Genomic DNA, 15,456 nt, shown 5'->3' with positions numbered 1-15,456 from the left:
AAAAATGGACAAAAAAACAAAAAGGAATTTTGCGTGTTAGCCGAATCAATATTACGCAACAATTAGTCAATCTAATCAAAAAAAGTGAGCATCCTCCCCACACTTTTATCTCTGGTTCTGCTACAGGCTTTTATGGAGATCTACCTAAAGCCCCTATTGCAAAATATTATGACGAACAGACCGCTTGTGGCAATCAATTTGCTGCACAGTTATGTGAAGAATGGGAAAATACTGCACTTGAGGCAAACTCCGAAAAAACACGAGTGTGTATAATTAGGACAGGTATTGTGTTAAATAGGGAAGGTGGTGCATTAAAAAGAATGTTGCCACTATATAAATTAGGTCTTGGTGGAAAACTAGCAAAGGGTTTGCAATATTGGGCTTGGATCTCACTTGAAGATCATATTGATGCAATATTATTTTTACTAAATAATTCAAACTCAAAAGGGGCTTACAATTTTGTTGCTCCTAAACCTATTACAAATGCTGAATTTAATCGAATATTATCTCGAACAGTAAAACGCCCTGCATTTTTTAATATCCCTGAAATCATATTAAAAATGATTCTTGGAGAACGTTCACAATTATTATTAGATAACCAACCGCTTATCCCTCAAAAATTGCTTGATGAAGGTTTTGTTTTTAAAGATAGCAAACTGTCAGAAACTGTTTTTCTTTAAGCTAAAGCAATTAGGTACAAAAAAGGGAGCAAATTGCTCCCTTTCTCACATCTAGCTTTACTATACATTAAAGCGGAAGTGCATTACATCACCATCTTTAACGATATAATCTTTTCCTTCTAAACGCCATTTGCCTGCTTCTTTTGCACCGTTTTCACCTTTATATTGAATAAAATCTTCATAGGCAATCACTTCTGCTCGGATAAATCCTTTTTCAAAATCAGTATGAATAACTGCTGCAGCTTTTGGTGCTGTTGCGCCAACTGCTACCGTCCAAGCTCTCACCTCTTTTACACCCGCTGTGAAGTAAGTTTGTAAATTTAATAATGCATATCCTGCACGAATTACACGATTTAAACCCGGTTCTTCAATACCTAAATCTTGTAAAAATTCTGTTTTTTCATCATCATCTAATTCTGCAATTTCTGCTTCAATTGATGCACACACTGGCACAACAACTGAACCTTCTTTTTCAGCAAACTCACGCACTTTATCTAAATATGGGTTATTTTCAAAACCATCTTCATTTACATTAGCAATGTACATTGTTGGTTTTAGTGTTAAGAAGTTATAACCTTTAATTGCATGTAATTCATCTTTATCTAAATCAACGCTACGGATCATACCTGCATTTTCTAGTACAGGTAAGATTTTTTCCATAATAGATAATTCATATTTCGCTTCTTTATCGCCACCTTTTGCACGTTTTTGTAAACGTTGGATAGCACGCTCGCAGCTATCTAAATCTGCAAGAGCAAGTTCTGTATTGATTGTTTCAATATCATCTAGGGGATCGATTTTCCCTGCCACGTGAACAATATCATCATTCTCAAAACAACGAACTACATGACCAATAGCATCCGTTTCACGAATATTCGCTAAGAATTTATTGCCTAATCCTTCACCTTTACTTGCACCTGCCACTAAACCTGCAATATCCACAAATTCCATTGTAGTAGGTAATACACGTTCTGGGTTCACAATTTCTGCTAACGCATCTAGGCGAGGATCTGGCATTGGTACGACACCAGTATTCGGCTCAATTGTACAAAACGGATAATTGGCCGCTTCGATACCTGCTTTTGTTAATGCATTAAAAAGCGTTGATTTACCTACATTTGGTAAACCTACGATACCACATTTAAATCCCATAATTTTTCCTATTTTTTACTGTTAAATGGCTATGCCCTGAATGCGTTCAAACGATTTGTTGCTTTGACAATGCCTTCTTTGAATAAAATATCCATACAACGTCCCGCTTCATCAACGGCTGCATCAATTAATGACTTATCAGTTGGTGATGGTTTGCCTAATACATAGCTTGCGACCAAATCTTTGTGACCAGGGTGTCCAATACCAATTCGGATACGATAGAAATTTTTATTATTTCCCAAGTTTGCAATGATATCCTTCAGCCCATTATGGCCTCCATGACCACCACCTTGCTTAATTTTCGCTACACCAGGAGGTAAATCCAATTCATCGTGCGCCACTAAAATTTCTTCAGGCTTTATGCGATAAAAATTTGCCAAAGCTCCGACCGCTTTACCACTTAAATTCATAAATGTTGTTGGTACAAGTAAACGCACTTCACCTTGAGCGCTATTAATTTTAGCAACCTTACCAAAGTATTTTGATTCTTCTTTCAATGAAACACTATATTGACGAGTGATTTCGTTAATTAACCACTCCCCTGCATTGTGACGCGTTTCTTCATACTTTGTACCAGGATTGGCTAATCCAACAATCAACTTAATTTGCGACACTTGTCTATCCTAAAATACTGAACAAAAATAATAAGGGCGGTATTGTAGGAAAAAAGTGCCGACTTAACAAGCCTTAAGCCCTTGCCGAGTAAACCTTAAATTTATTTGATTTAGCTAACAGAGTATGTGAACCAAAGGCTTGATCTAATAAATCAGGATAAGGTAAGAAAGCATTGGCAACAATGCGCAGTTCTCCACCTTTATTTAGATGTTGTTTAGCTTGTAAAATTAAAGATTCTACTACTTGATATGCTGTATCCACCCCATCATGAAATGGAGGATTAGACACAATCAAATCAAATCGCTCTGGAATATGAGAAAACACATCACTTGCTACAACCTGACCTTCTAATTCATTTTCAGCCAAAGTACGTTTGCTTGATTCAATTGCCATTGCGTGTACATCAGACATCGTAAGCTTAATTTTCGGAAACTGTTGTTTTAGAAATCCACCAATGACACCAGCCCCACAACCTAAATCTAGCACTTTACCTTTTAATCGATCCGCTTTATCAAAAGTAGAAAGCAATAATTGCGAACCACTATCTAACTCTGCGGAACTAAATACGGCTGGTAAAGCAAACACATTAAGTGATTGCAAGCGGTAAGATTTCCAGAAAGTTTGGTAATTAAACTCAGGTTGAGTATGCAACGCAAAATGATACAACCCACAACGACGAGCGGAATCAATTTTGGCAATATCCCCAAATGGCTCAAGCATTTTTTCAACCGAACGCACACCAGAACGATTTTCGCCAATAATCAGCATTTCTTGCCCAATAGGTGCATTAAATAACCATTGAAAAAGTTGAAATTGGCATTCTTGCTTATTCTTAGTCCAATAAAATACTGCTAAATCGGCAGTATTCTCACAAAGTAATCCGAATTCAGCCTTATCATATTGATTAGCATAATCAAAATAACTGCTAAACACGGCTACACTTTGACTATTTTTACGAATGCTTTCCGCAAAATGATCTTTTATATAGCCAAAGAACAAGATGTTTTTATTTTCAAATAATGCTAAATGGCGTTCAAGTACTTCACTCTCAGGTGATAACATATTTTTCCTATTTTTTACGTTTTAATACTCAGGTTTAAGCATGATGCTTTAAAACATGAATAACATTTTCTTCTAACTTATCAAACATTTCATAACGCTTACGGTACATTGAACGCTTTTTGCTTGCAATATCTTCCAATGGTTTACGTTCTGAAGTTAGAGGTAATTTCCAATATCCTCTACTATTTTTTTCAGCATGGTTTTCTTGCCAAAATTCATCATAATTGAACAATAATCTAGAATGATCATTCCAACGATATTTACCTTGATATTTATGAGCAATACCTACTAACTCACAATCTAAAGTTTGGGCTAAAATCTGAAATGCATGAACCAATAAAAACATAGGCCTTGCACCAAAGAGAGCTTTTGTTACACCTTTCACTACCTCTTTAGCATCTTCCATTTTAGGTCCTTGAATAGATGCAATTAATAACAAATTTGGTTGTAAAAAAGTAAAAGAGGCATCATAAACGTTTTGATCAGCTTTATTCCTAATATTCAAGGAAAAAAATCCTTCAAAAGGATCAATTTTGTTGAGATTCAAATAAAGACTTAATTCTTCGGTTAATTGTGCAAGCAATACTGTTTTTTGCTCAACTAACTTACTGGCCAGCTCTCTTCCAAATTTACTCTCAGCCATAGCAAGACTATTAATAACAGCTTCAACTCGTTGTTTTTTATTGAAACGATTATCGCAAAATTTTTTCAAAACCGCGTTACAGCGGTAAGGCATATCAGTAAAAACAGGTATCCATAATGGATTATGATTGAGGTAAGATTCAAATTGTTTACGTTCTGCATAACACCACAAACTATACAAGTGGTAACGATAAAAATTACGAATTCTCTTTAAAACTCTTTTATTATAAGGATGTAATTCTTTATAACTTGGAAATAAAAATTGAGGTGTCATTTATTACAACATCTAATTACAAAAACAATTTCCGCATTTTATCAACTTTTGCTACTATTCCCTAATATTTTATAAGGAAGCATATGAATCGACGTGATTTACTATTAAATGAAATGAATATCCCCCAATGGATATTAACAAAACCACAGGTTTTGAAAGGGGATGCTCAAATTCGCTTAGAAGATCACATCAAGCTCGTTATTGTCTGTGATGAAGATTATCAACAAACCAGACGATTCCAAGATATTTTATTGGCTCTGAACATTAGCCATGAAGAATATCAATGGATCAATTTTTCACAATCACTGAGACTCAACTTCCAGCACAGCCCTATTTTTTGGGTAATTCAAGAAAACTCAAATCATGAATTATTTGCAAAAAAATATGCAAATCTCACCGCTTGGTATCAAACCAATTGGAATGAGCTTTCATTGCCTGCACAAAAACGTCAATTTTGGCGACAAATAGAATCCTTTTGCCCTAATTTAGAGGAAAATACGTGATCGAACTTATCACTTCTAGCGATTTTGACCGCTTATTTGAAATTGAACAACAGGCTCATATTACCCCTTGGAATAAAGGAACTTTACTAAACAATCAAGGTGAGCGTTATCTCAATTTGAAATTATCTATTGATAAAAAAATTATTGCCTTTGCTATTTGCCAAACGATTTTAGATGAAGCAACCTTATTCAATATCGCAGTCGATCCCGCTTATCAAGGAAAAGGTTATGGCAAACAATTATTGCAAGGATTGATTGAAAAATTAAAAACACAAAATATTGCAACACTTTGGCTCGAAGTCAGAGAGTCTAATCAAACAGCACAGCATTTATATACTGCCCTTGGTTTTAATGAAGTAACAATTCGTAAAAATTATTACCCAAAACCGAATGGCGAACGAGAAAATGCGATCGTTATGGCACTTTATATTTAACTCCATTCACTTTATGATGAAAACTGCCGTCATTACATGAGAACACTATGAACACCATTGAAACATTTGAAGAACTTGATTTAAGTCCTGAATTATTAAAAGCCTTAACTAAAAAAGGTTACAAACGCCCAACGGCAATCCAACAAGAGATTATTCCATCAGCATTAGACGGACGTGATGTCCTTGGCTCAGCCCCAACGGGTACAGGTAAAACCGCTGCATTTTTATTACCTGCAATCCAGCATTTACTTGACTACCCTCGCCGCAAACCCGGTCCACCACGAGTGTTAGTCCTCACCCCTACTCGTGAACTTGCCATGCAGGTTGCGGAGCAAGCTGAAATTTTAAGTGAATTTACGAATCTAAATATTGCTACCATTACAGGTGGAGTTGCTTACCAAAATCATGGCGAAGTATTTAACACCAACCAAGATTTAGTCGTGGCAACACCGGGGCGATTATTACAATACATTAAAGAAGAAAACTTCGATTGTCGTTCAGTGGAAATTCTTATTTTTGATGAAGCAGATAGAATGTTACAAATGGGATTTGGACAAGATGCAGAACGCATTGCCGCAGAAACCCGTTGGAGAAAATATACGTGGTTATTTTCCGCTACGCTTGAAGGAGAATTACTGACAGATTTTGCGGGGCGAATTTTAGATAACCCAATTGAAGTGGATGCCGAACCAAGTCGCCGTGAACGCAAAAAGATTCAACAATGGTATTACCACGCAGATAATGTTGAACATAAAACAAAACTCTTAGCCCGTTTAATTACTAATTTTGAAATCGAGCGAGGAATCGTTTTTGTTCGTCGCCGAGATGATGTTCGAGAATTAAGCGACACACTACGCAAAAGAGGTATTCGCTCGACTTATCTTGAAGGGGAAATGGCACAAACTCAACGTACTCAAGCTATTACACGATTAAAAGAAGGTGTCGTTCATGTCTTGGTTGCAACCGATGTTGCAGCACGAGGCATTGATATTGAAGATGTCGATTTTGTGATTAACTTTGATTTGCCATACAGTGCCGATACCTATCTTCACCGTATTGGACGTACCGCCCGTGCAGGTAAAAAAGGTTCTGCTGTTTCTCTAGTGGAAGCTCACGACTACAAACTATTAGGCAAAATTCAACGCTACACTAATGAAGTGCTTAAACCAAGAACCATCGAAGGCTTAGAACCAAGAACTAAAGCACCGAAAGATGGCGATCTCAATACCACCACGAAAAAAGAAAAAGCCCGTATCAAGAAAAAGAAAGAAGCGAAAAAAGAGGCAGCTAAGAAAAAATCTAAGATCCGCCATAAAGATACAAAAAATATCGGCAAACGCAGAAAGCCAAGTTCAGCAACTATCGAAAGCTAAGATTGAAAAGAGTTAAGCAAATTAATTACACATAAACAACAAGCGGTCAGATCCGTAAATTATTTTACCAATCTGACCGCTTGTCATCTTGTTTTTACTTTTCTCTATAAGCCTTATGCATGGCAATAATCACTTCTCTTACTGCCTTTTTTTGCTCTTGAGGTAGATTTAAAAACGTTTCAAATAACAATTGATCTTGATAACTTGCAGCCATTTTCCAAATATGTTCTGTTGGCTCTTTTTGTTGCTCAATTTTATTAATTTTATAAGCAATATCCTCTGATACTAACTCCGATACCTGCACATCAAGCCAAGAGGCTAAAGTTTTAATTCTGGCAAAAGAAGGAATGACCTCCCCTCGTAACCATCTTGCTACGGCATGCGAACTAATAGGTTTACCATAATGATGTAAATTAAATTCTCGTTCTAATACTGAGGCTTTTGGCTCAATCCCCTTTTTCTCTAAGATGGCTTTTAAATTTTTAGCAAATTCTTTCCGTTGATCCATAGCTGCATACTCCTACTTAAGTTACAGCTAAAAAATTAAAACTTTTACCTAAAAATCACGTAACTATTGAGATTAGTTACTTTAATAGTTACAATAATTCATTATTAGTTACAGTAATAGTTACATTTTTAAGTTTTAATCAATGTCTGAACAAATAAAATCAAAACAAAGAGTGTCAGATCACGGGGAAGTTTTTACTCGCCCTGAAGAAGTGAATGCGATGCTTAATTTAGTTAAAAATGAAACGATTCGAGTTGATTCTCGCTTTCTTGAACCAGCTTGTGGAGATGGTAATTTTTTACTAGAAATCTTAAAAAGAAAATTAGAGGTTATCGCTAAAACATTAGCCAAATCACAAAAAGAATTTGAATTTCAATCTGTTATAGCTATTGCATCACTTTATGGAATAGAACTTTTACAAGATAACGTAGAAACCTGCCGTACACGATTATTTAATCTGTTAGCAGAAAAATATAACCTTATTTTTAGTCGCAATATCAGTAATGAATATGCAGAAATCATCAAATTTATTCTAGAAAAAAATATTATTTTAGGCGATGCGTTAAAAATGACTTTCGTCGAAACAAATTGGCCTATCGTTTTTTCCCAATGGAGCCCTGTGAATCAACCAAGAAAATGGTCAATCAAAAGGCACGATTATGAATATCAATATCTGATTGCACAATCAGGCTCTCCATATAAATCAGTTCAACAATACTTTTCTTGCTACTTTATGGATATTAAAAATGCTCAACCAATCAATTAACTATAATCCTGATGTGCTGTCTTGTTTGGCTAATTTATCTAATGATGAGGTTTTTACTTCTCCAGAATTAGCAAACAAAATGCTCGATCGTTTACCACCTGAAATTTTTAGATCTCCCGATACCACATTTTTAGATCCTGCCACAAAATCAGGCGTGTTTTTACGAGAAATCGCCAAACGCTTATTGGTTGGATTAGAACAAGCAATTCCTAATTTACAAGAGCGAATTAACCATATATTCACAAAACAAATTTTTGCATTAGGCATAACGGAACTTACCGCTTTACTTGCTCGCCGTAGCTTATATTGTTCTCGGTTCGCTAACACCGACTATTCATTGTGTACTGAATTTAACGATGAACAAGGCAATATTTACTACTCCCCTCAAGCTCATCAATGGGAAGGCGATCATTGTATCCATTGTGGAGCAAGTAAAACGGTGTACGAAAGGGAAAATCATTTAGAAAATCACGCTTATGCCTTTATTCATCAACCTATCCAAACCATTATAAAAAATATTCCTATGAACTTTGACGTTATTATCGGCAATCCCCCTTATCAACTGAGTGATGGCGGTGCTCAAGCCAGTGCAAAGCCCATTTATCATTTATTTGTTGAACAAGCTAAAAAATTAAATCCACGCTTTCTAGTTATGATCATCCCTGCTCGTTGGTATGCTGGGGGGAAATGGCTTGATCAATTTAGGGAAACAATGCTTAGTGATAAGCATATTAAAGAATTACACGATTATCCTAATTCTCAAGATTGTTTTACTGGTGTCGAGATTAAAGGTGGAGTTTGCTATTTTTTATGGCAAAAAGATTATCTAGGAGATTGTTTGGTCCATACCTACGAAAATAATGAATTAATTTCTAAAATGCCAAGACCCTTAAAAGAAGAAAATCTTGATATTTTTATTCGATATAACCAAGCAATAAAAATATTACACAAAATAGCACAACGCAAAGAAAATAGTTTTAGTTCTCTAGTAAGTTCAAGAAAACCATTTGGATTGGATACCAAAACCAAAGGAAAACCCACACCTTATTCAACACATAACAACGTTACGCTTTATCAAAATAAAGGGATTGGTTATATAAAAAGGGAAGATATTCCCAAAAATAAACAGTTAATTGATACACATAAGGTTCTAGTTCCCAAAGCCATTGGTTCTGGAGATGCCAAAACAGATTGGGTAAAACCAATTTATGTAGGATTAAATACAGCCTGTACAGAAACCTATCTAATCATTGGACCTTTTGAAAATAAAACGATTTGTGAAAATGTCATCAGTTATACACAAACCCGTTTTTTTCACTTTATGCTGACCCTCAAAAAAAATACTCAAGATGCAACAAAAAAAGTCTATGAGTTAATACCTATGCAAGATTTCAATCAAGAATGGAGTGATGAGAAACTCTATGCCAAATATGGCTTAACAACAGAAGAAATTGATTATATTGAAAGTATGATAAGACCAATGGAGAACGATAATGAGTAACCATTATTTAACACCATTACGTACACCTAAAATTTATGCCTATGAGGATAGTCGCTATCCTAATCATCTAAAAATAGGCTTTACCACTCGTTCTGTACAAGAGCGTGTAGCTGAACAATATCCAATAAAATTACCTCATCAAAGCTATAAAATTGTACTTGATGAAATTGCGCAACGTGAAGATGGTTCATTCTTTAAAGATTATGATGTCCACCAATTACTTAAAAATAAAGGTGTTGCCTGTATTGAAGGGGAATGGTTTGAATGTAACCTAGAAACAGTGAAAAATGCCTTATTAGAAATCAAAACAGGCAAGAAATATGAATTACAACGCCAATTTTCTTTCGCTATGCGACCAGAACAAAAAACTGCGGTCGAAAAAACTGTAAATTACTTCCATTCATTCAAGCAAGATATTCATAATCAAGATAAAACACCACATTTTCTATGGAATGCAAAAATGCGATTTGGTAAAACTTTCGCTGCATATCAATTAGCCAAAGCAATGGGGTGGAAACGTATTTTAGTCCTAACATTTAAACCAGCAGTAAAAAGTGCGTGGCAAGAAGATCTAGAAAGCCATATAGATTTTACACATTGGAATTTCGTTACCCAAGAGGAAGAATGGAACTCAAATGATGAATATCCACAAATCTGTTTTGGTTCTTTTCAAGATTATTTAGGCAGAAATAAAAGCGGTGGAATCAAGCTCAAAAATGAGTGGGTACACGCAATAAACTGGGATTGTGTCATCTTTGATGAATATCACTATGGAGCTTGGCGAGAAAAATCTAAAGATCTATTTGCTGATTCAGAAAAAGAGCAACAAAAACAGATTTCGCAAGAAATTGCAGAAATGGAAATGGACGTACCTGAATATTTTAACGAAGATATTTTACCGATTACAACAGATCATTATCTTTACTTATCTGGTACGCCATTTAAAGCTATTCAGTCTGGCGAATTTATTGAAGAGCAAATTTTCAACTGGACTTACTCCGATGAACAACAAGCTAAATTAAATTGGCAAGGAATTGATAATCCTTACCTTTCATTACCTAGAATGGTTATGATGACTTATCAACTACCTGAAGATATTCGGCAAGTCGCCCTTAAGGGAGAATTTAACGAATTTGATTTAAACAGTTTTTTTGATGCCTCAGGCAAGGAAGATAAAGCCAAATTTAGATATGAAAATGATGTTCAAAAATGGTTAGATCTTATTAGAGGAAACTTGAGAGAAACACTCATTGAAAACCTAAAATTAGGTGCGGAGAAACCGCCTATGCCATTTGGCGATACTCGGTTATTAAAGAGTTTATCCCATACATTGTGGTTTTTACCTAATGTTTCTGCTTGTTACGCAATGTCTAATTTATTGAAACAACCGCAGAATAAATTCTACCACGATTATGATATTGTGGTTGCCGCAGGCAATAAAGCAGGGATTGGGGCAGATGCTCTTATTCCCGTGAAACAAGCAATGGGTAAGAATCCCTTAACAACTAAAACAATTACTCTCACTTGTGGAAAATTAACTACTGGTGTGTCTGTATCTGCTTGGTCTGGAATATTTATGCTACGCAATTTATCTAGCCCAGAAACCTATTTCCAATCTGCTTTTCGTGTTCAAACACCTTGGGTATTGCGAGGGCATAACGATAATGACCCAAATGACATACAAATTATCAAAGAAAATTGCTATATCTTTGATTTCGCCCCAGATAGAGCCTTACAGCAAATTTCCAGTTATTGCTTTAGGTTAAATACAGAAGATAAAAACCCAGAACAGAAAGTTGCCGATTTTATCAAATTCTTACCCATTCTTTCTTATGATGGCAGTGCTATGCGAGCTATGGATGCTGCTGGTGTTCTCGATATGGCAATGAGTGGAACAACAGCGACTTTACTTGCTCGCCGTTGGGAAAGTGCCTTACTGGTTAATGTTGATAACGAAACGTTAAAGAAATTAAGTGCTAACAATGAAGCAATGAATGCTTTAATGAATATAGAGGGATTTAGAGCATTAAATCAAGATATCGAAACGATTATCAACAAATCAGAAAGTATCAAAAAAACCAAACGAGAAGCCAATGAAAAAGAACTTTCTGAATCAGAAAAGAAAACGCTTTCAGAGGAAGAAAAAAAAGAACGCAGTTTAAGAAAACAAGTACAAGAAAAATTGATCAAATTCGCTACTCGAATTCCTATTTTTATGTACCTAACCGATTATCGAGAATATTCGTTAAAAGATGTCATTACACATTTAGAACCTGAATTATTTCGTAAAGTAACAGGATTAACACAGCAAGATTTTAGTTTACTTGTTGAATTAAATTTATTCAATAGTGGCATAATGAATGATGCAGTTTATAAATTTAAACGCTATGAAGATGCAAGCTTGAGTTATTCAGGTATATCAAAACACAATGAAGATAATATCGGTTTATACGATACAACCATTGCTAAAGTTGAATATGAGATGATAAAATAAATATCATAAAAGCGGTCAGATCCGTAAATTATTTTACCAATCTGACCGCTTGTCGTTTGCTAATTAAACTTTAAAAAGTTATGCCGGATGTCTTTCTGCGACTTCTTTTAATAGAGTTTGTAATTCACCTTTTTGGAACATTTCAATCACGATATCAGCTCCACCAATCAACTCGCCTTCAACCCAAAGTTGTGGGAATGTCGGCCAGTTTGCATATTTTGGTAATTCTGCACGAATATCAGGATTAGTTAAAATATCCACATAACCAAATGGTACTTGGCAATTAATTACTGCTTCTACTGCACGAGCAGAGAATCCGCATGAAGGGAATTTTGGCGATCCTTTCATATAAAGAAGAATTGGGTTTTCGCTAATTTGTTTTTTGATTCTATCAATCGTTTCCATTGTTTACCTCATGTTTTAGAAATTTGTTTAACCGATTGCCATTAATTATTTTGCAATACGTTTATATTTAATACGATGTGGCTGTGTTGCTTCTGCACCAAATGTTTTCTTTTTCCACTCTTCATAATCTGAGAAGTTACCTTCATAGAAGGTTACTTTACCCTCATCGCCGTAGTCTAAAATATGCGTAGCGATACGGTCTAAGAACCAGCGGTCATGTGATATAACTAAAGCACAACCTGGGAATTCTAAAATAGCATTTTCTAATGCACGTAGAGTTTCGACATCAAGATCATTAGTCGGTTCGTCCAATAACAATACATTCCCACCCACTTGTAATAACTTAGCAAGGTGTAAACGACCACGTTCCCCACCCGATAATTCACCAACACGTTTTTGTTGATCAACACCTTTAAAGTTGAAACGTCCTACATAAGCACGACTTGGGATCTCAAAGTTACCGATCTTCATAATATCTAAACCGCCAGACACTTCTTCCCATACCGTTTTGCTGTTATCCATAGCATCACGGAACTGATCAACTGATGCCATTACTACAGTTTCACCTAGTGTGATTGAGCCAGAATCTGGTTGCTCTTGTCCTGAAAGCATACGGAATAAAGTGGATTTACCTGCACCATTTGCTCCAATAATACCCACAATAGCCCCTTTAGGAATACTAAATGAAAGATCGTCAATTAAGGTGCGGTTCCCGTAAGATTTAACTAAGTTTTGAACCTCGATAACCTTATCCCCTAAACGTGGACCTGGTGGAATAAAGAGTTCATTAGTTTCGTTACGTTTTTGGTATTCACCACTATTCAATTCTTCAAAACGTGCCATACGTGCTTTACTTTTCGCTTGGCGACCTTTTGGATTTTGACGAACCCATTCTAATTCTTTCTCAATAGATTTTTGACGAGCCGATTCAGCTGCTTGTTCTTGGGCTAAACGTTTCTCTTTTTGCTCTAACCAAGAAGAATAGTTACCTTCCCATGGAATACCTTCACCACGGTCAAGCTCTAAGATCCAACCCGCTACGTTATCTAAGAAATAACGGTCATGGGTAATTGCAACCACAGTACCTTCGTAATCATGTAAGAAACGCTCTAACCATGCTACAGATTCCGCATCTAAGTGGTTAGTTGGCTCATCAAGCAACAGCATATCTGGTTTTTCTAGCAATAAACGGCAAAGCGCTACACGACGACGTTCACCACCTGACAAATGCTCAATTTTGGCATCCCATTCTGGTAAACGTAACGCATCCGCTGCACGCTCTAATTGGTTATCTAAATTATGTCCATCGTGTGCTTGGATAATTGCTTCTAATTCTGCTTGTTCTGCTGCTAATTTATCAAAATCAGCATCAGGATCTGCATACAATGCATAAACTTCATCTAAACGAGTTAAAGCATGTTTAACTTCACCCACAGCCTCTTCAATTGCTTCTCGCACAGTTTGTTGTGGTTCAAGTTTTGGTTCTTGCGGTAAATAGCCGATTTTGATCCCCGGTTGAGGACGAGCTTCACCCTCAATCTCCGTATCGATACCTGCCATAATACGTAAAAGGGTTGATTTACCTGCACCATTTAAACCAAGTACCCCAATTTTAGCTCCTGGGAAAAAGCTAAGAGAAATGTTTTTTAGAATGTGTCGTTTTGGCGGTACAACCTTACCAACACGATGCATCGTATAAACAAATTGTGTGGACATTACATTTATTCCTTCTGATAAAAATTACTATATATTCTACTTGAAATTGACTTGAGTGGGAATTGAAAACATATAAGATATAACCTTAAGTTTTTTTTACAAATTTATAACATAAAGATAATTTATGGAGGAACTCTGCATTAGTAAGCTTGTCACAATGAAGCATTACCTCTATATAATATTTAACTAATATGATGATTTATCTTTTTACAGTATTTATTCCGGTGTGTTTGATCCTGTCTTTTTATGTGAGTCAGGTATTAAAAACATTACAAGCTTCTAAAATATGGTATTACCTATTTTGGTTAGTGGCGATTATTATTCCACTTAATGTAATTTTACAATGGACTTTCCGAACTCAATCTATTTGGAATACTATTCAACTCTATTCTATTGCTGCGCTAGTTATTTGGCTACTCACTCTTATAACCGTAACCTTGGTATTATTCTTAGAAGATATTCAACGGATTTTCTTGCGACTATTCCGTAAGAAACCGAATCCCGGCGCAAAAACATCTTTACCTTCAAGACGAAAATTTATTAGTTGGATGGCGTTAGGTTTAGCAATGGTACCTTTTGCCTCAATGATTTATGCAATCACTAAAGGTAGATATAACTATAAAGTGTGGAAATATACGCTTTATTATGATGATCTACCCGAAGCATTTGAAGGTTATACGCTGACTCAAATATCAGATATCCATTGTGGTAGTTTCGATAACCGAGAAAAAATTCAATATGGTATTGATTTAATTAACCAACAAGAAAGTGATGTCATTTTATTTACTGGCGATCTTGTTAATAACATCGCTTCAGAAATCTTACCTTGGAAAGATATGTTCAGCCAACTTAAAGCAAAAGATGGTGTTTTTTCAACATTAGGTAACCATGATTATGGGGATTATTCAAATTGGGCGACTCCTCAAGCAAAAGCTCAAAATCTTGAGACATTAAAACGATTACAAAAAGAGATGGGCTGGGATTTATTATTAAATGAGCACCGCTATCTTGAAAAAGATGGACAAAGAATCGCATTAGTTGGCGTAGAAAATTGGGGATACGGCCATTATTCAAAACATGGCAACTTAGATAAGGCACTTGAAGGCATTGATGATAATGACTTCAAAATCCTAATGAGTCACGATCCAACCCATTGGGAATATGTAGTATTACCACAAGATAAAAATATTCATTTAACTCTTAGTGGTCATACTCATGGTATGCAATTGGGTATTGAAATTGAAGGCTTTATCAAGTGGAGTCCTGCAAGATGGCAATATAAATACTGGGCAGGCATGTATGAAGAGCAAGGTAAACGCCTAAATGTAAAC

The 15,456-nt window shown here is 35.7% G+C and carries 15 protein-coding genes; 8 read left to right on the top strand and 7 right to left on the bottom strand.

Annotated elements, in window-relative coordinates; translation table 11 throughout:
* The coding region (locus tag Q1J40_RS01645; RefSeq protein ID WP_301098294.1) for a TIGR01777 family oxidoreductase at nt 1-680 on the top strand (680 nt) is incomplete at its 5' end.
* Nucleotides 681-740: 60 nt separating this feature from the next.
* Here Q1J40_RS01645 and ychF read toward each other — a convergent pair.
* The 4 genes from ychF to Q1J40_RS01625 all read right to left on the bottom strand — a co-directional run bounded on the left by ychF (nt 741) and on the right by Q1J40_RS01625 (nt 4,425).
* Entirely contained in the window at nt 741-1,832 is a 1,092-nt protein-coding gene (ychF, locus tag Q1J40_RS01640; protein WP_301098293.1) for a redox-regulated ATPase YchF, read from the bottom strand.
* A 29-nt stretch (nt 1,833-1,861) separates the two neighbouring features.
* Nucleotides 1,862-2,446 (bottom strand): aminoacyl-tRNA hydrolase, encoded by a 585-nt coding sequence (gene pth / locus Q1J40_RS01635; protein ID WP_301098292.1) that lies wholly within the window; start codon nt 2,444-2,446, stop codon nt 1,862-1,864.
* 73 nt (nt 2,447-2,519) lie between these two features.
* Nucleotides 2,520-3,509 (bottom strand): 16S rRNA (guanine(1207)-N(2))-methyltransferase RsmC, encoded by a 990-nt coding sequence (rsmC, locus tag Q1J40_RS01630; protein ID WP_301098291.1) that lies wholly within the window; start codon nt 3,507-3,509, stop codon nt 2,520-2,522.
* A gap of 34 nt (nt 3,510-3,543) precedes the next feature.
* Nucleotides 3,544-4,425: a VirK/YbjX family protein gene (locus Q1J40_RS01625; RefSeq protein ID WP_301098290.1), complete on the bottom strand. Its 882-nt coding sequence runs from the start codon at nt 4,423-4,425 to the stop codon at nt 3,544-3,546.
* A gap of 83 nt (nt 4,426-4,508) precedes the next feature.
* On the opposite strand from Q1J40_RS01625, the gene Q1J40_RS01620 reads away from it, so the two are divergent.
* From Q1J40_RS01620 to srmB, 3 genes are read left to right on the top strand one after another with little or no spacing between them, the layout of a single operon-like run.
* Nucleotides 4,509-4,928 carry a DNA polymerase III subunit psi gene (locus tag Q1J40_RS01620; RefSeq protein ID WP_301098289.1) on the top strand — a complete coding sequence of 140 codons (420 nt, stop codon included), beginning with the start codon at nt 4,509-4,511 and terminating at the stop codon, nt 4,926-4,928.
* Nucleotides 4,925-5,362 (top strand): ribosomal protein S18-alanine N-acetyltransferase, encoded by a 438-nt coding sequence (rimI, locus tag Q1J40_RS01615; RefSeq protein WP_301098288.1) that lies wholly within the window; start codon nt 4,925-4,927, stop codon nt 5,360-5,362. The genes Q1J40_RS01620 and rimI overlap by 4 nt, the downstream gene beginning before the upstream one ends.
* Before the next feature lie 47 nt (nt 5,363-5,409).
* A complete protein-coding gene (srmB, locus tag Q1J40_RS01610; RefSeq protein WP_301098287.1) occupies nt 5,410-6,735 on the top strand; it encodes an ATP-dependent RNA helicase SrmB in 1,326 nt (441 codons plus the stop codon).
* A 94-nt stretch (nt 6,736-6,829) separates the two neighbouring features.
* On the opposite strand, the gene Q1J40_RS01605 is transcribed toward srmB, so the two are convergent.
* On the bottom strand, nt 6,830-7,243 hold the full coding sequence (locus Q1J40_RS01605; protein ID WP_301098286.1) for a hypothetical protein: 414 nt from the start codon (nt 7,241-7,243) through the stop codon (nt 6,830-6,832).
* A gap of 142 nt (nt 7,244-7,385) precedes the next feature.
* Here Q1J40_RS01605 and Q1J40_RS01600 point away from each other — a divergent pair, with 142 nt between their 5' ends.
* Genes Q1J40_RS01600 through Q1J40_RS01590 form a run of 3 tightly spaced genes read left to right on the top strand, consistent with a single transcriptional unit; the run spans nt 7,386 to nt 12,004 of the window.
* Nucleotides 7,386-8,009 (top strand): DNA methyltransferase, encoded by a 624-nt coding sequence (locus Q1J40_RS01600; RefSeq protein ID WP_301098285.1) that lies wholly within the window; start codon nt 7,386-7,388, stop codon nt 8,007-8,009.
* Complete coding sequence (locus Q1J40_RS01595) at nt 7,990-9,510, top strand: Eco57I restriction-modification methylase domain-containing protein (protein WP_301098284.1); 1,521 nt, start codon at nt 7,990-7,992, stop codon at nt 9,508-9,510. Before Q1J40_RS01600 ends, Q1J40_RS01595 begins: the two co-directional genes overlap by 20 nt.
* Nucleotides 9,503-12,004: a GIY-YIG nuclease family protein gene (locus tag Q1J40_RS01590; RefSeq protein ID WP_301098283.1), complete on the top strand. Its 2,502-nt coding sequence runs from the start codon at nt 9,503-9,505 to the stop codon at nt 12,002-12,004. The genes Q1J40_RS01595 and Q1J40_RS01590 overlap by 8 nt, the downstream gene beginning before the upstream one ends.
* A 78-nt stretch (nt 12,005-12,082) precedes the next feature.
* Here the strand turns inward: Q1J40_RS01590 and grxD are convergent, their stop codons facing one another.
* Together grxD and ettA are read right to left on the bottom strand one after the other, a co-directional pair.
* Nucleotides 12,083-12,409 carry a Grx4 family monothiol glutaredoxin gene (gene grxD, locus Q1J40_RS01585; RefSeq protein ID WP_301098282.1) on the bottom strand — a complete coding sequence of 109 codons (327 nt, stop codon included), beginning with the start codon at nt 12,407-12,409 and terminating at the stop codon, nt 12,083-12,085.
* A 45-nt stretch (nt 12,410-12,454) separates the two neighbouring features.
* On the bottom strand, nt 12,455-14,125 hold the full coding sequence (gene ettA, locus Q1J40_RS01580; RefSeq protein ID WP_301098281.1) for an energy-dependent translational throttle protein EttA: 1,671 nt from the start codon (nt 14,123-14,125) through the stop codon (nt 12,455-12,457).
* Between the two features lie 191 nt (nt 14,126-14,316).
* Here ettA and Q1J40_RS01575 point away from each other — a divergent pair.
* Nucleotides 14,317-15,456: metallophosphoesterase (locus tag Q1J40_RS01575; RefSeq protein WP_301098280.1), on the top strand; the 1,140-nt coding region annotated here is incomplete at its 3' end.

The organism is Otariodibacter sp., assembly GCF_029256985.1.
In the GTDB taxonomy this organism is placed as follows: Bacteria; Pseudomonadota; Gammaproteobacteria; order Enterobacterales; family Pasteurellaceae; genus Otariodibacter.
This window is presented reverse-complemented; position numbering and strand designations above follow the sequence as displayed.